Origin of the sequence: Thermomonas sp., from assembly GCF_025993755.1 — a bacterium.
Classification (GTDB): Bacteria; Pseudomonadota; Gammaproteobacteria; order Xanthomonadales; family Xanthomonadaceae; genus Thermomonas.
Genome location: NZ_JAMQHN010000119.1, coordinates 1 through 15,031, shown reverse-complemented (window position 1 = coordinate 15,031; position 15,031 = coordinate 1). Strand labels below are relative to the sequence as shown.

General features: G+C 65.8%; 13 protein-coding genes and 2 tRNA genes. 4 read left to right on the top strand and 11 right to left on the bottom strand.

Features of this window, described 5'->3' with window-relative positions; translation table 11 throughout:
* The first annotated feature begins 2 nt into the window (after positions 1-2).
* A complete protein-coding gene (locus tag Q0X16_RS08080; RefSeq protein ID WP_297833023.1) occupies positions 3-866 on the top strand; it encodes a copper resistance protein B in 864 nt (287 codons plus the stop codon).
* A 9-nt stretch (positions 867-875) separates the two neighbouring features.
* On the opposite strand, the gene fur is transcribed toward Q0X16_RS08080, so the two are convergent.
* The gene (gene fur / locus Q0X16_RS08075; protein ID WP_297833021.1) at positions 876-1,274 is read right to left on the bottom strand and encodes a ferric iron uptake transcriptional regulator; all 399 of its coding nucleotides are present in this window, start codon (positions 1,272-1,274) and stop codon (positions 876-878) included.
* 157 nt (positions 1,275-1,431) lie between these two features.
* Between fur and bamE the strand changes: the two genes are divergently transcribed.
* Positions 1,432-1,836 carry an outer membrane protein assembly factor BamE gene (bamE, locus tag Q0X16_RS08070; protein WP_297833019.1) on the top strand — a complete coding sequence of 135 codons (405 nt, stop codon included), beginning with the start codon at positions 1,432-1,434 and terminating at the stop codon, positions 1,834-1,836.
* Positions 1,837-1,919: 83 nt separating this feature from the next.
* Here the strand turns inward: bamE and Q0X16_RS08065 are convergent, their stop codons facing one another.
* A complete protein-coding gene (locus Q0X16_RS08065) occupies positions 1,920-2,198 on the bottom strand; it encodes an RnfH family protein (protein ID WP_297833017.1) in 279 nt (92 codons plus the stop codon).
* Positions 2,199-2,252: 54 nt separating this feature from the next.
* Between Q0X16_RS08065 and smpB the strand changes: the two genes are divergently transcribed.
* Positions 2,253-2,744, top strand: a complete 492-nt coding sequence (gene smpB / locus Q0X16_RS08060; protein ID WP_297833015.1) for an SsrA-binding protein SmpB — start codon at positions 2,253-2,255, stop codon at positions 2,742-2,744.
* Positions 2,745-2,815: 71 nt separating this feature from the next.
* On the opposite strand, the gene Q0X16_RS08055 is transcribed toward smpB, so the two are convergent.
* From Q0X16_RS08055 to Q0X16_RS08040, 4 genes are all read right to left on the bottom strand, one after another.
* Positions 2,816-2,891: transfer RNA gene (locus tag Q0X16_RS08055), tRNA-Glu, on the bottom strand.
* Between the two features lie 23 nt (positions 2,892-2,914).
* A tRNA-Ala gene (locus Q0X16_RS08050) sits at positions 2,915-2,990 on the bottom strand.
* Between the two features lie 44 nt (positions 2,991-3,034).
* Complete coding sequence (locus tag Q0X16_RS08045; protein WP_297833013.1) at positions 3,035-3,544, bottom strand: DUF1249 domain-containing protein; 510 nt, start codon at positions 3,542-3,544, stop codon at positions 3,035-3,037.
* 181 nt (positions 3,545-3,725) lie between these two features.
* On the bottom strand, positions 3,726-4,547 hold the full coding sequence (locus Q0X16_RS08040; protein WP_297833081.1) for a pyruvate, water dikinase regulatory protein: 822 nt from the start codon (positions 4,545-4,547) through the stop codon (positions 3,726-3,728).
* 77 nt (positions 4,548-4,624) lie between these two features.
* Between Q0X16_RS08040 and ppsA the strand changes: the two genes are divergently transcribed.
* Positions 4,625-6,994 (top strand): phosphoenolpyruvate synthase, encoded by a 2,370-nt coding sequence (gene ppsA, locus Q0X16_RS08035; RefSeq protein WP_297833011.1) that lies wholly within the window; start codon positions 4,625-4,627, stop codon positions 6,992-6,994.
* A 101-nt stretch (positions 6,995-7,095) separates the two neighbouring features.
* Here ppsA and Q0X16_RS08030 read toward each other — a convergent pair whose 3' ends face one another.
* From Q0X16_RS08030 to guaB, 5 genes are all read right to left on the bottom strand, one after another.
* The gene (locus Q0X16_RS08030; RefSeq protein ID WP_297833009.1) at positions 7,096-10,119 is read right to left on the bottom strand and encodes a ligand-binding sensor domain-containing diguanylate cyclase; all 3,024 of its coding nucleotides are present in this window, start codon (positions 10,117-10,119) and stop codon (positions 7,096-7,098) included.
* Between the two features lie 17 nt (positions 10,120-10,136).
* The gene (gene orn, locus Q0X16_RS08025) at positions 10,137-10,706 is read right to left on the bottom strand and encodes an oligoribonuclease (protein WP_297833007.1); all 570 of its coding nucleotides are present in this window, start codon (positions 10,704-10,706) and stop codon (positions 10,137-10,139) included.
* Between the two features lie 223 nt (positions 10,707-10,929).
* On the bottom strand, positions 10,930-11,442 hold the full coding sequence (gene tadA / locus Q0X16_RS08020) for a tRNA adenosine(34) deaminase TadA (RefSeq protein WP_297833005.1): 513 nt from the start codon (positions 11,440-11,442) through the stop codon (positions 10,930-10,932).
* A 307-nt stretch (positions 11,443-11,749) separates the two neighbouring features.
* Complete coding sequence (guaA, locus tag Q0X16_RS08015; RefSeq protein ID WP_297833003.1) at positions 11,750-13,309, bottom strand: glutamine-hydrolyzing GMP synthase; 1,560 nt, start codon at positions 13,307-13,309, stop codon at positions 11,750-11,752.
* Positions 13,310-13,438: 129 nt separating this feature from the next.
* Positions 13,439-14,899 carry an IMP dehydrogenase gene (gene guaB, locus Q0X16_RS08010; protein WP_297833001.1) on the bottom strand — a complete coding sequence of 487 codons (1,461 nt, stop codon included), beginning with the start codon at positions 14,897-14,899 and terminating at the stop codon, positions 13,439-13,441.
* Positions 14,900-15,031: the final 132 nt, after the last annotated feature.

Here is a 15,031-nt window from a genome sequence, read left to right as displayed (position 1 = left end):
GCATGCGCACGTCATTCGCACTCGCACTGCTGCTGTTTGCCGGCCTTGCCGGGGCACAGGACCACGCCGGCCACGCGATGCACGGCATGCCGCCGATGCACGACGAGGCCCGCGTCACGTTGCACGATGCGCAGGAGGCGCCATCGTCTTCGGATGATGGCGCGGACACCGGCTACCGTCCCCCTGCCCTCACCGACGCCGACCGTGCGGCAGCATTCCCGCCGCTGCAGGCGCATGACGACCATGCCGATCCGCTGGTCTGGACGCTGCAGATGGATCGGCTGGAGCACGTGCAGGGCGACGGTCTCGCTTGGGACGGCCGGTTCTGGATCGGCCACGATCGCGGCCGGCTGTGGCTGCGCAGCGAAGGTCAGCGCGCGCAGGGTCGGACCACCTCGAAGCTGGAAGCCCTGTGGGGCACCCCGGTCGATGCCTGGTGGGACGTTCTGGTGGGGCTTCGACATGACGCCTGGCAAGGCGGATCGCGCGACTGGCTCGCCGTCGGCGTCCAGGGGCTGGCGCCGTACAAGTTCGAGTTGCAGGCCACCGCGTACTTGGGCAATCGCGGGCAGGCCATGCTGCAGACCGGGGTCGAGTACGAGTTGCTGTTCACCAACCGTCTCATCCTGCAGCCGCGGATCGAAGCCACCTTGAACGCCCGCGACGATCCCGGGCGCGGCATGGGCGCCGGACTGTCCGAAGCCTCGGCGGGCCTGCGCCTGCGCTACGAGGTACGCCGCGAGCTGGCACCCTACGTGGGCTATGAATGGTCGCGCCGGTTCGGCCGCACGGCCAGCTTCGCCCGCCTCGGCGGCGAGCCGGTCCACAACCGCGGATGGGTCGCCGGCCTGCGTTTCTGGTTCTGAGCCGCGCGCTCAGTGCTTCTTGCGGACGTACAGCACCAGCGCGTGATCCACGATCTCATAGCCGTGGGCACCGGCAATCCGGTTCTGCAGGGCTTCGATCTCGTCGTTGTGGAACTCGACAACCTTGCCGGTTTCGACATCGACCATGTGATCGTGGTGCTCGCCGCGGTCCAGCTCGTAAACGGCCGTGCCGCCCTCGAAGTTGTGCTTGAGCACGAGGCCGGCCGATTCGAATTGCATCAGCACGCGGTAGATGGTGGCCAGCCCGATCTCCTCACCGCTGGCCAGGAGCTGGCGATAGATGTCTTCCGCAGTCATGTGGCGCGGCTTTGCGTGCTCGAGCAGTTCCAGAATGCGCAGGCGGGGATGTGTCACCTTCAGACCGACCTTGCGAAGATCCCGCGGCATCGACCTCTCCTCCGTGCGCAGGCTGCGCAGTTCAATCCAAGGGGTGCCCAAGTCATCCCGTTCGGAACGCCGCGGCGACTGGCGGTTCCTTGCGAATTGAATGATGACGGCCGCAGGCAGTGTATCATCGGCGTTCCGCCACTGCCCCGCCCCGCCGATGCGCAACGCCCTGCTTCCCGTCCTTCTCGCGAGCCTGCTGGCGAGCGGCTGCAGCTATCTGTATCGGCAGCCGGTGTTCCAGGGCAATCTGCTCGAATCCACTGCAGTGGAACAACTGCAGGCCGGCATGGATCGGCAGCAGGTGCTGGCGCTGCTGGGCACGCCTGCCATTGCCGATCCGTTCCACCACAACCGCTGGGATTACACGGCGACCGAACGCGTGGGCCGGCGTGACCAGACACAGGTCAAGAACCTGACGCTGTGGTTCGACAACGATCGGCTGGTACGCTGGGAAGGCGAGTATTTCCCGGAGAGGGATGCCCAGCTCTCGCGCGACGTGATTCGCTACTACGGCCCGAATCTGAATCCGGATGCCGAGAACAAGAGGCGGCGACGCCAGTAAGCTGTTGCAGATTGAGGCAAAGCTGGTTTGACCCGCGTTGCCTCGGGGCGGTGCGCTGACAAGTTTCAGGCGATACCGACCCCTCAGGCTTTTTTCGCCCGGCGACGTCTGGCCGCCATCGGATCCAGCCGCAGCTCGCGTAGGAGTTCGATGCGGTCGCCGTCGTGCAGCGCGGTCGCCTCGACGGCCGGTTGGCTGAATACCGCCAGCGCAACGAATTCGTCGTCAAGCCGCCAACCGGCGGCAGCCAGCGCATCGCCGACGCGGGATCCCGCTTCAATCTCGACGCTGATGCGCTCGCAGCGGTGCGGCCAGGCGCGAACCAGTTCGATGTGCAGGGTTGGGGGACTGGGCGAAGTCATCGGCAATTCAAATCGGATGCGCCCCAATCCAGCGCGATCGGCGACAATGCGGGCATGGCCAAAAAGAAAGACAAGGATACGACAGGCAGCGGAACCATCACGCTGAACAAGCGTGCCCGCCATGAATACCATTTCGAGGAGCGCATCGAGGCCGGCCTTGCCCTGCAGGGCTGGGAGCTGAAGGCCATCCGCGCCGGCCGCGCCAACATCGGGGATGCCTACGCCGTCGTGTTGCAGGGCGAACTATTCCTGATCGGCTCCCAGATCACGCCGCTGATCCAGGCCTCGACCCATGTCGTGGCCAACGACCGCCGCACCCGCAAGCTGCTGCTCCACCGCCACGAGATCGACCGTCTGACCGGCCGCATCCAGCGCGACGGCTACACCCTGGTTCCGACCGCGCTCTACTGGAAAGGCAACAAGGTCAAGGCCGAGATTGCGCTGGCGCGCGGCAAGCAGCAGCACGACAAGCGCGACGCCAGCAAGGAGCGGGACTGGAATCGCGAAAAGCAGCGCGCCATGCGCCGGCACAATCGCGACGCATAGCGACGGATGCAACAAAAAACCGCGTCTTGGCGCGGTCTTGGCGGCGTTGCTGGATGTTGAAAACGCCGAGATGGCGTCCCCACGGGGATTCGAACCCCGGTCGCAACCGTGAAAGGGTTGTGTCCTAGGCCTCTAGACGATGGGGACAGGCCGTGAAACTTGCAGCGGATTGGTGGAGCCAGCCGGGATCGAACCGGCGACCTCCTGCATGCCATGCAGGCGCTCTCCCAGCTGAGCTATGGCCCCACGGGCTGGAAAGACGCGCATTGTCCGGGCAAATCGCGTGGCGGTCAAGCCTTGCGTGCGCCGCCGGGCGAGTCCGCGGCCGGAACCTGGCGCGAGACCCGGCGCAAGGTCGCCACGCCGTGGCCCTGTTCGGCGAGGTATTGCAGCCATTTGCCGAGGAAGGTGTTCATCTGCAGCCGGTGATCGAGGACGCGCCGCGGCGGTGCGTCGATGCCGATCACGTCCTGCCAGCGTCGGCCGGCATAGCAGTGGGTGGCTTCGAGCTGGCGCGTATCGCGATACAGCCGCAGGCTTGCGGAAGGATCCGGCAGACCGGTGTCGGGATCGGTCAGGTCGTAGCTCAGGCCCATTTCCATCGTGTACGGATGGCGTTCGCTGACCGCGAGGAAGACGGCCGGCCCCTCCCCCGCCTGCGAGCGATACAGCCCGCGGGCAAGATCCAGCGGCTCGAACAGGCGCTGCAGCCGCGCATGGTTCTCCGCATACAGCCCCATCAGCCAACCGAGCCGGCTGAGGCTGGGGACTTGTTGGCGAGGTGCGAGCGCGCTGGACATGCTCCGATCCTACACAGCAAACGCGCGCAGCGGCAGGATTGACGCGATCGCGTTTCGTGCCTAGTTTGGATGGGCTCCATGGGGAAATCCGGAACGAACCCGTTCCGGATTTTCCGCGTCATCAAGTCCCGCACCCGTCCGGACTCGGCTATGCCGGGGCAAGCTACGTGAGGCCCTAGAACTAGAACATTTCGCGATTGATGCCGAGGTGCTCCATCACCCGGCTGGCGATTTCCTCGATCGAGGCGTGGGTGGTGCTGAGCAATTCCACGCCTTCGCGCCGCATCAGCGCTTCGGCCTGCGCTACCTCGCGTTTGCAGGTGTCCAGTTGGGCATAGCGCGAATCCGGCCGACGCTCCTGGCGGATCTGGTGCAAGCGAACCGGATCGATGGTCAGACCGAAAAGCTTCTTGCGATAGCGACGCAGCTTGTCCGGCAGGCGTTCGGCATCGAGATCCTCCGGCGTCAACGGGTAGTTGGCGGCCTTGACTCCGTGCTGAAGCGCCAGATAGACACAGGTCGGCGTCTTGCCGGCGCGCGAGACGGCGACCAGGATCAGGTCGGCCTCGGCGTAATCGGGCTTCACGCCATCGTCATGGGTCAGGGCGTAGTTCATCGCATTGATGCGGCGGTGGTAGGTGTCGAAATCCACCATGCCGTGGGCGCGCCCGATATAGGCCGTGCGGGTTTTGCCGAGTTCGGCCTCGAGCGGTGCGATGAACGGCGCGAACACGTCGAGCATCAGCGCCCCACTGTCGGCCAGGGTCTGGTTGAGGACCGGATCGACACAGGAATTGACCACGATCGGCCGCAGCCCGCTGGCCTTCCCCGCCGCCTGGATTCGCGCCGAGGCTTCACGAGCTTTCTCCAGCGTGTCGACGAACGGCAGTCGATCGGTGGAAAAACGCAGCCCCTCGAACTGGGTCAGCAGGCTGTGGCCGATGGTTTCGGCGGTGATGCCGGTGCCATCGGAGACGTAAAACACGGGACGCACGGCATCCATCGGGGTTCCTTCGCTGCTCGACGGGTTAAAATAGCCGAGTTTCGTGCGCATCCGCCGCCCCCCTTCCGGAGTCCGCCTTGACCGCCAACATCCTCTGGCTGCACGACCTGCGCCTGTCCGATCTCGCCCAGGTGGGCGGCAAAAATTCCTCGCTGGGCGAGATGATCGGGCAATTGTCTGATCTCGGCGTCTCGGTGCCGGGCGGCTTCGCCACCACCGCCGATGCGTTCAAGGCCTTCATCGACCACAACGACCTGCACGCGCGCATCTACGACAAGCTGGCGACGGTCGATGTCGAGGACGTGCCGGCGCTGACGAAAGCCGGCGCCGAAATCCGCGGCTGGGTGATCGATGCCCCGCTGCAGCCGCAACTGGATGCCGACATCCGCGGTGCCTACGCGAAGCTCTGCGCCGACAGCGGCGCGGCCGACATCGCGGTGGCGGTGCGCTCCTCCGCCACCGCCGAAGACCTGCCCGATGCGTCCTTCGCCGGCCAGCAGGAAACCTTCCTCAACGTGACCGGCGCCGACGACGTGGTGCGCAAGGTCAAGGAAGTCTTCGCCAGCCTGTACAACGACCGCGCGATTGCCTATCGCGTCCACCACGGCTTCAAGCACGAGGACGTGTTCCTGTCCGCCGGCGTGCAGCTGATGGTGCGTTCCGACGTCGGCGCGTCCGGCGTGCTGTTCACCCTGGACACCGAATCCGGCTTCCGCGACGTGGTGTTCGTCACCGCCAGCTACGGCCTGGGCGAGATGGTCGTGCAGGGCGCGGTCAACCCGGACGAGTTCTATGTCTACAAGCCCACCCTGCAGGCCGGCAAGCCGGCGATCCTGCGCCGCTCGCTGGGCAGCAAGCAGCTGCGCATGGTCTATTCCGATGCGCCGGGCGAGCGCGTGCGCACCGAAGACACGCCGGCCGATCTGCGCGGCAGGTTCTCGATCACCGACGCCGACGTGCAGGAACTGGCCAAGCAGGCGCTGGTCATCGAGCAGCACTACGGCCGCCCGATGGACATCGAATGGGGCAAGGACGGCAACACCGGCAAGCTCTACATCCTGCAGGCGCGTCCGGAAACCGTGAAGTCGCGCGCCCACGCCACCCAGATCGAACGCTACGCGCTGCAGCAGCGCGGCGAGGTGCTGTCCGAGGGCCGCGCCATCGGCAGCAAGATCGGCAGCGGCGTGGCCCGCGTGGTGCGCAGCCTCGACGACATGAACCGCGTCCAGCTCGGCGACGTGCTGGTGGCCGACATGACCGACCCCGACTGGGAGCCGGTGATGAAGCGCAGCGCCGCCATCGTCACCAACCGCGGTGGCCGCACCTGCCACGCGGCCATCATCGCCCGCGAGCTGGGCGTGCCGGCCGTAGTCGGCACCGGCGATGCCATGGACCGCATCGAGGACGGCGCACAGGTGACGGTGAGCTGCGCCGAAGGCGACACCGGCTACATCTACGCCGGCGCCCTGCCCTTCGAGCGCACCACGACCGACCTCGGCAACATGCCGCCCGCACCGCTGAAAATCATGATGAACGTGGCCAATCCGGAGCGCGCGTTCGACTTCGGCATGCTGCCCAATGCCGGCATCGGCCTGGCGCGGCTGGAGATGATCATCGCCAGCCACATCGGCGTGCACCCCAACGCGCTGCTGGAATACGACCGGCAGGACGCCGCGACGAAAGCGAAGATCGACGCCCGCATCGCCGGCTACGCCTCGCCGGTGGAGTTCTACATCGAGCGATTGAAGGAAGGCATCGCCACGATCGCCGCCTCGGTGTACCCGAAGCCGGTCATCGTGCGCCTGTCGGACTTCAAGTCCAACGAATACGCCAATCTGCTCGGCGGGTCGAAGTACGAGCCGCACGAGGAAAACCCGATGATCGGCTTCCGCGGCGCCTCGCGCTACATCGATCCGAACTTCAAGCAGGCGTTCGGGCTGGAGTGCATCGCGGTCAAGCGCGTGCGCGAGGGCATGGGCCTGACCAACGTGTGGGTGATGATCCCGTTCGTGCGCACCCTGGATGAAGGCCGCGAGGTGGTCGAGGTTCTGCGCGAGAACGGCCTTGTGCAAGGCGAAGGTGGCCTGAAGGTCATCATGATGTGCGAGATCCCGTCCAACGCGCTGCTGGCCGACGAGTTCCTCGACATCTTCGACGGCTTCTCCATCGGCTCCAACGACATGACCCAGCTTACCCTCGGGCTCGACCGCGATTCGGCCATCGTTGCCCACCGCTTCGACGAGCGCGATCCTGCGGTCAAGAAGATGCTGGCCATGGCCATTTCCACCGCCCGCGCCAAGGGCAAGTACGTCGGCATCTGCGGCCAGGGGCCGTCCGACCACCCGGATCTGGCGCAGTGGCTGATGGAACAGGGCATCGAGTCGGTTTCGCTCAACCCCGACACCGTGGTTGATACCTGGCTGGCGCTGGCGAAAGCCAGGCACTGAAGATCCTCTCGCGGGGCCCGTCTGCCGCTGGCAGGTCGGGCCCTACGCCGTAGTCGTCGCAGAAATCGTCTCGACGTCTGTCAATGGGCTTTGGCCCAATATCAGCCGCACACCCGGTTGCGTCCGGCCGATTTCGCCCAATACAGCAGCTTGTCGGCGTGACTGACCATCTTCTCGTGATGGCTGATGCCGGTGCGGTCGACCACGCCCGCGCTGACGGTCAACCGGGTGCCCGGCGCGTAGGCGCTGCAATCGATCGCTTCAACGGCGATGCGCAGTTCCTCGCATAATTTCAGCGCGCTCTTGAGATCGGTATCCGGAAGCAGAACCGCGAATTCCTCGCCGCCCCAACGCGCCACGGTACCGCGCTCACCGACGCCGTCGCGCAGCGTGTGCGCGATCGCGATCAACGCGCGGTCGCCGGAATCGTGGGAATAGTTGTCGTTGATCTGCTTGAACAGATCGACGTCGAACAAGGCGAAACTCAGCGGCTTGTCCGCGGCCACAGCGCCGGCAAAGGTGGCGGCAAGGATCGCGTCCAGATTGCGGCGATTGCTGACGTGGGTCAGCGAATCTTCCAGCGCCATGCGCTGGAAATCGCGGGTCTGCTCGCGCAGGCGATCCAGAAGTACGGATTTCTCCTTGTCCGCCCGTCGCAGTTCCGCAGCGTTTTCGCTCAGCGCATGGGTTCGCTGTTCGACCACGTGTTCCAGCAGGGCGGCGTGCTGGCGCAGGCTATGGGTGCGCCAGCGGATCAACCCCACCAAGAGGAGACCGAATGCGACCACCAACGCAACGTGGAAACCGGTGCGTTGCCAGAGCTGCGGCGCAATGTCGATCTGTACGCGGGTGCTGCGGGGGCTCCAGGCCTGACCCAGGCTAGGCGCCGAGACCGCAACATCAAACTCGTACTGGCCAGGGCCGAGGTTCGTGAACTGCGCCATGCGGCGATTGCTGGTTTCGACCCAGCCCGAATCGACGCCGTTGAGCCGGTGCCGGTATCGCAGGAATCGCGGAATCAGGAAACTGATCGCGGCATAGCGGAATTCAAGCTTCCGGGTGCCCGCAGGAAGCTGCAGGGGTTGTCCTTCCACCCAATCGACGACACGGTCGTCGGCGAGGATCTGTTCCAGCACCACCTGCGGCAGCGCCGGCCGGTTGCCCTGGAGGGCGGTTGGTGCCACCATCGCCGCGCCGCCCGCGGTGGCTACCCACACATTGCCGCGTGCGTCGAGGATCGCCGCCGGGCTGGAACCGCCGTTGCACTGTGCACTGGCCAACCCGTCGGGTTCGCTGAAGTGGTCCACCTGCAGCCGGCTGCTGCGGCCGTCCAGCACCGCGTCGACCGACGCTCGGGCAACGCGAAGCACGCCGCGGTTGGAAGTCAGCCAGAACGCCCCGCGGCCGTCGTCGACGACCGCGAAGAACGTGTCGAACGGAAGGCCCTGGGCCAATCCCAGCGAATGCATCTGCCCGTTCCGCCAGCGGATCAGGCCGCGGTCGCTGGCGATCCACACCGTGCCATCGGGATCGTCCAGGAAGTCGAACTCGACCTTGCCATCGTTGACCGCGCGCACGTCGATGGTTTCGATCCGATCGCCCCGGATCACCGCCACCCCATCCGATGTGCCCACCCAGAGCGCGCCCTTGCGATCGATGTGCAGTGCCAGGACGAACTCCCTGGGAAGTCCGTCGGCACGGGTGATCAGCCGGTATTGGCCATCGCGGTATCGCACCAGTCCGCGGGTGGTGCCGATCCAGAGGGTGCCATCGGCTTGTTCCGCGATTGCGCGGACCTGGTCGCTTCCCGGCATGCCGCTCGCCGTATCGTAATGAGCGACGACCTTGCCGTCGCGCAGGCGCAGCAGGCCGTTGTTGTAAGTGCCGACCAACAGGCTGTCGTCGCGGCTCGGCTGCAGGCTCAGGATCGAATCGCCCGGCAGTCCGTCGGCATGGGTGTAGCTGGCGACGACCCGGTTATCCCGCCACAGGTTCAAGCCGCGACCGGTGCCGATCCAGACGCCACCCTGATCGGCTGGAGACAGGGCCCGCACATAGTCATCGCTCATCCCCTGGGCGCGCCCCCAGTTGGTGAAAGGAGTATCGGCCAGATGCAGCAGACCGGCATTGGTCCCGGCCCAAAGGCTGCCTTCACGATCGACCAGAAGAGAGGCCGTGCGGTTGTTGGGCAGTTCATCGTCGCTGGTGAAATGTTCGAGGCCAAGCGCCGACATCCGGTACAGGCCATTGTTGATGGTTCCGACCCACAGGTTCCCTGCAGCATCTTCAGCCAGGCTGGGGACGTTGTCCTTGGGCAGCAGCGGGGAAATCGGCTCGAAGCGCTCCTCGTGGCCGATGCGGCGGTAGGCGCCACGCTCGGTTCCGATCAGAAGTTGCCCGGATCGGGTTTGGGTCAGGTGCACGATGGCGCCGTCCGGCAGCCCGGCGCCCGATCCGAGCACGCGGCTGCCCCGATCAGTCAGATGCACCAGTCCGCGCGCGCTGGCGACCCAGATATCGCCATCGCCATCCTCGGCAAGGCTGTAGACGACGTCGCTGGGCAGGCCACCGTTGGCGACGTTCAGATGCGTGAATCTGCCGTTCTCGACGCGGGTGACGCCGTGGCTCTCATGGGCCACCCACAGGCGCCCACGGCGGTCGATGAGCGCGTCCATGACGCTGTTTTCCGCCAGCCCGTCACGCATCTCCAGGGTCTGCCAGCGATTGCCGCGCTTGATGACCACGCCACCGCGCGCGGTACCCGCGACCAGCGCACCATCGGCAGCGGCCTGAAGCGAACGAATCCCGTTGTCCTTCAGTTCCGGCGTGTTGCCGCGATCGAAGATCTGGAATTCAAGGCCGTCATAGCGGACGATGCCTTCCCAGGTTCCAAGCCACAGATAGCCTTCAGGCGTCTGCGCCATCGTGTTGACCTGGTTGTGCGGCAGGCCCTGCCGCGTGGTCCAGACCTCACGGTAAAAGGTGGAGATCGGCTTTTCCGCGCGGGCCGGGGAAACCGTCCGCGCAATTGCCGTCTGCGGCAGAAAAAGCGCGCAAGTGGATGCGACAAGCAGCAACGCCGCCAGCAGCGCATGTCTTGTGGAAACGAGAGCCCCCCTGCTCATGCGTCCGATTTCGCTCCCTAGCCCGGCGGAAGCCCCGCCAGTGCGCCCATGAATCGTCGGTAGTGCTTCAGTTCGTCGATGGAATCACGCACATCGCTCAGCGCGGTGTGCGCGGATGTCTTGCTGAACCCCGAGTGGATCGCCGGCGCCCAGCGTCGGGCCAATTCCTTGAGCGTGCTGACGTCGAGGTTGCGGTAGTGGAAATGCGCTTCCAGCGATGGCATCAGCCGGCTCAGGAAGCGGCGGTCCTGACAGATCGAATTGCCGCACATGGGCGATGCCCCGGCAGGAACCCAGACCTTCAGGAATTCCAGCGTCTGTGCCTCCGCTTCGGCCAGTGCGACGCCCTCTTCCAGCACCCGCCGCCACAGCCCGGACTTCCCGTGCTGGTTGCGGTTCCAGTCGTCCATCGCTTCCAACGTCGCCAGCGGTTGCGAAATCGCCAGTTCCGGCCCTTCGGCCAGCACGTTGAGCTGGGCGTCGGTGACGACTGTGGCGATTTCGATGATTTCGTGTGCAAGCGGATCAAGCCCCGTCATTTCGAGGTCGATCCAGATCAGCCGATCGTTCGTCACATCCGTGTTCATCAATTCAAGCACCTTGCACGCGGTTTATCACAAGCAACATCAACCAGCGTTGACTTGCGTCATGGATGGCAAACCCGCAAATCATGCGCGCGGCGCCCGCCATGACTATCGTTCAAGCCTGAACGACCTCCGGCTGAAGATAGCGCAAATCAATCTCAAAAATCGAGATTGGCCGAAATGGCGCACCCTGACCATGTATCGCGCACGCGGCAGGGGCGATCCTTCAAGCCACGCCTGGGTCCGGATCGCCATCCGGGCGAACCGACATGGCCCGTTTGGACCGGAAATACCGGCGCAGGATGTCCCCGCAGTCGGCCTCAAGCACGCCAGCCGTCACCGTGACGCGGTGGTTGTGGCGGGGATCGGCCAGCAGATCGAACACGCTGCCCGCCGCGCCGGTCTTGGGATCGAAGGCGCCGAACACCACCCGCGCGATGCGCGCATGCACCATGGCCATCGCGCACATGGCGCAGGGCTCCAGCGTCACGTACAGCGTGCAGCCGACCAGCCGATGGTTGCTCAGGACCCGGCCGGCCTCGCGCAGCGCCACGATCTCGGCATGGGCGGACGGATCGTGGTCGGTGATGTTGCGGTTCCAGCCTTCGCCGATGCACTTGCCGGTCCCGTCGACCACCAGCGCGCCCACCGGGATTTCGTCGTCTTCGTCGCGGGCACGAGCAGCCAGCGCTAGGGCATGGCGCATCCAGTGATGGTCGTTGGCCACAGTCTCGGTCATTCAGGGGTCGCTTGGTTCGAAATCAGGCCGTTCGCCCCGGCCACGCCTATTCGGCGGGGCAATGAAGCGACCGCGCGCCAGTAGCTCGCAAACAGGCCATTCGCCCCGGCTCCGCTTATTCGGCGGGGCAATGAACGGCCCGCGAACCAGTGGTTCGCAAACAGGCCGTTCGCCCCGGCCACGCCTATTCGGCGGGGCAATGAACGACCCGCGGACCAGTGGTTCGCAAACGGGCCGTTCGCCCCGGCCCCGTCTATTCGACGGGGCAATGAAGCGACCGCGCGCCAGTGGCGCGCAAACGGTCGCTTCATTCCCATTCAATCGTTGCGGGTGGCTTTCCGGAAATGTCATACACAACACGAGAAATGCCACGCAATTCATTGATTATTCTATTGGAAACCGTGCCAAGGAACTCGTACGGCAGGTGCGCCCAATGCGCGGTCATGAAGTCGATGGTCTCCACCGCGCGCAGGGCGATCACCCATTCGTAGGCGCGGGCGTCGCCGACCACGCCCACCGACTTGACCGGCAGGAACACGGCGAAGGCCTGCGAGGTCTTGTCGTACAGTCCGGCCTTGCGCAGTTCGTCGATGAAGATGGCGTCGGCCCGCGCCAGCAGTTCGGCGTATTCGGGTTTCACCTCGCCGAGGATGCGCACGCCGAGGCCGGGGCCGGGGAACGGGTGGCGGTAGACCATCTCGCGCGGCAGGCCGAGCGCCACGCCGAGCCGGCGCACCTCGTCCTTGAACAACTCGCGCAGCGGCTCGACCAGGCCCAGCTTCATGTGCTCGGGCAGGCCGCCGACGTTGTGGTGGCTCTTGATGACGTGCGCCTTGCCGGTCTTGCTGCCGGCCGATTCGATCACGTCCGGGTAGATGGTGCCCTGCGCCAGCCACTTGGCGTTTTTCAGCTTGGCCGATTCCTCGTCGAAGATTTCGATGAAGAGATTGCCGATGATCTTGCGCTTGGCCTCCGGGTCATTGACGCCTGCCAGCGCCTTGAAATAGCGGTCGGCGGCGTTCACCCGCACCACCTTGACGCCCATGTGCTCGGCGAACATCGCCATCACCTGGTCGCCTTCCTGCCAGCGCAGCAGGCCGGTGTCGACGAACACGCAGGTCAGCTGGTCGCCGATGGCCCGGTGCAGCAGCGCGGCGACGACGGACGAATCCACGCCGCCGGAAAGACCGAGGATCACCTCGTCGGAGCCGACCTGCTCGCGCACGCGGGCGATCTGGTCGTCGATGATGTTGGCCGCCGTCCACAGCGTCCTGCAGCCGCAGATGTCCACCGCGAATCGGCGCAGCAGCGCCTCGCCGGCGGCGGTGTGGGTCACTTCCGGGTGGAACTGCACGCCGTAGATCTTCTTCGCGTCGTCGGCGAAGGCGGCGATGCCGAGGCGGTCGGTTTTGGCGGTGACGGCGAACCCTTCTGGCGCACGCGACACGTGGTCGCCGTGGCTCATCCACACGTTGCGCAGCTCGGGCGTGGTCGCCACCTGCGAAAGCAGCGCGTCCTGCGCGACGACCTCCAGCGCGGCATGGCCGAATTCGCGCTGGTTGCCGGCTTCGGTATCGCCGCCCAGCTGCTTCGCCAGCGTCTGCATGCCGTAGCAGATGCCGAGCAGCGGCACGCCGGCATCGAACACCTGCTGCGGTGCGGCCGGGCAGCCTGCTTCCGTGGTCGATTCCGGGCCGCCCGACAGGATGATGCCCTTCGCACCGAACGCGGCAATCTCGGCGGGATCGTGGTCCCACGCCCAGATTTCGCAATACACGCCGAGTTCGCGGATGCGGCGCGCGATCAGCTGGGTGTACTGCGCGCCGAAGTCGAGGATCAGGATCTTGTCGGAGTGGATGGCGGTCATCGGCTTCGCATTTTGAGAACGGATGTCGCCGTCCATGGCGCAATACCCTCGGCTCCGGATGGCCCTGCCCGGCCATCCCTGGCCGGGCGTTCGGCGGCGCGCGAACCGGTGGTTCGCAAGCGCGCCACCTCACCCCGCCCGATAGTTGGGCGGCTCCTTGGTGATCTGCACGTCATGGACGTGGCTTTCGCGCTGACCGGCGCCGGTGATCTGCACAAACGACGGTTTGCTGCGCATGTCCTCGATCGTGGCACAGCCGAGGTAGCCCATCGTCGCGCGCAGGCCGCCCATCAGCTGATGCACGACGCCAGCCAGCGGGCCGCGCACCGGGACCCGGCCCTCGATGCCTTCCGGCACCAGCTTGTCGGCGTCGGCGGCGTCCTGGAAATAGCGGTCCTTCGAGCCCTTCTCCATCGCGCCCAGGCTGCCCATGCCGCGATAGCTCTTGTAGCTGCGGCCCTGGAACAGTTCGATTTCGCCCGGGCTCTCCTCGGTGCCGGCGAACAGTCCGCCGATCATCACGCTGGACGCGCCCGCCACCAGTGCCTTGCCGATGTCGCCCGAGTAGCGGATGCCGCCGTCGGCGATCAGCGGGATGCGGTCCTTCAGCGCGGTGGCCACCATGTCGATGGCGGTGATCTGCGGCACGCCGACGCCGGCCACGACGCGGGTGGTGCAGATCGACCCGGGGCCGACGCCCACCTTCACCGCGTCGGCGCCGGCGTCCATCAGCGCCAGCGCGGCGTCACCGGTGACGATGTTGCCGCCGATCACCTGCACCTGCGGGTAGTGCTTCTTCACCCAGGCCACGCGCTCGATGACACCCTGCGAATGTCCGTGCGCGGTATCGACCACGATCACGTCCACCCCGGCGCCGACCAGTGCCTCGACCCGCGCCTCGGTGTCGCCGCCCACGCCCACCGCGGCGCCGACCAGCAGGCGCTCGTGACTGTCGTAGGCGGCGTTGGGATTGTCGGATTTTTTCTGGATGTCCTTGACGGTGATCAGCCCGCGCAGCTCGAAGGCGTCGTTGACCACCAGCACCTTCTCGATCCGGTTCCTGTGCAGCAGTTCGACGACTTCCTCGTCGCTGGCGCCTTCCTTGACGGTGACCAGCCGGTCGCGCTTGGTCATCACGTGCCGCACCGGATCGTCGAGCTTCTTCTCGAAGCGCATGTCGCGGCCGGTGACGATGCCGACGAGGTGCCCGCTGTCGTCGACCACCGGCACGCCGGAGATGTTGCGCGCGCGGGTGAGCTTGAGCACTTCGCCGATGGTGGTTTCGGGCCCGACGGTCAGCGGTTCGCGGATCACGCCGGCCTCGAAGTTCTTCACCCACGCCACCTGCGCGGCCTGCGCCTGCGCGGTCATGTTCTTGTGGATGATCGAGATGCCGCCCAGCTGCGCCAGTGCGACGGCCAGCCTGGCCTCGCTGACGGTGTCCATGGCGGCCGAGGCCAGGGGCAGGCGGATGCGCAGGTCGCGGGTCAGGCGGGTGTCGAGAGTGACGTCCTTGGGCAGGACGCTGGAGTGCGCGGGGACGAGGGAAACATCGTCGTACGTCAGTGCTTCAGCCTGGATGCGGAGCATCGGCAGTCCCATGTGGAAGTGGGGAAGCGCGTCATTGTACCGCGATTGCGGGAAGCGCGTGGTCCTCGTGGAGCTTGGGGAGATCCTGGCAGGCGGAGGTGAAGCCCTTCCCGAAAGTCGCTCCCCGATACT

What these genes read in the sequence shown, in the direction of transcription:
- Q0X16_RS08080 (WP_297833023.1), top strand. Translation starts at nt 3, where the DNA reads ATGCGCACGTCATTCGCACTCGCACTGCTGCTGTTTGCCGGCCTTGCC.
- fur (WP_297833021.1), bottom strand. Translation starts at nt 1,274, where the DNA reads ATGCCGCGGGATCTTCGCAAGGTCGGTCTGAAGGTGACACATCCCCGC.
- bamE (WP_297833019.1), top strand. Translation starts at nt 1,432, where the DNA reads ATGCGCAACGCCCTGCTTCCCGTCCTTCTCGCGAGCCTGCTGGCGAGC.
- Q0X16_RS08065 (WP_297833017.1), bottom strand. Translation starts at nt 2,198, where the DNA reads ATGACTTCGCCCAGTCCCCCAACCCTGCACATCGAACTGGTTCGCGCC.
- smpB (WP_297833015.1), top strand. Translation starts at nt 2,253, where the DNA reads ATGGCCAAAAAGAAAGACAAGGATACGACAGGCAGCGGAACCATCACG.
- Q0X16_RS08045 (WP_297833013.1), bottom strand. Translation starts at nt 3,544, where the DNA reads ATGTCCAGCGCGCTCGCACCTCGCCAACAAGTCCCCAGCCTCAGCCGG.
- Q0X16_RS08040 (WP_297833081.1), bottom strand. Translation starts at nt 4,547, where the DNA reads ATGGATGCCGTGCGTCCCGTGTTTTACGTCTCCGATGGCACCGGCATC.
- Q0X16_RS08030 (WP_297833009.1), bottom strand. Translation starts at nt 10,119, where the DNA reads ATGAGCAGGGGGGCTCTCGTTTCCACAAGACATGCGCTGCTGGCGGCG.
- orn (WP_297833007.1), bottom strand. Translation starts at nt 10,706, where the DNA reads ATGAACACGGATGTGACGAACGATCGGCTGATCTGGATCGACCTCGAA.
- tadA (WP_297833005.1), bottom strand. Translation starts at nt 11,442, where the DNA reads ATGACCGAGACTGTGGCCAACGACCATCACTGGATGCGCCATGCCCTA.
- guaA (WP_297833003.1), bottom strand. Translation starts at nt 13,309, where the DNA reads ATGACCGCCATCCACTCCGACAAGATCCTGATCCTCGACTTCGGCGCG.
- guaB (WP_297833001.1), bottom strand. Translation starts at nt 14,899, where the DNA reads ATGCTCCGCATCCAGGCTGAAGCACTGACGTACGACGATGTTTCCCTC.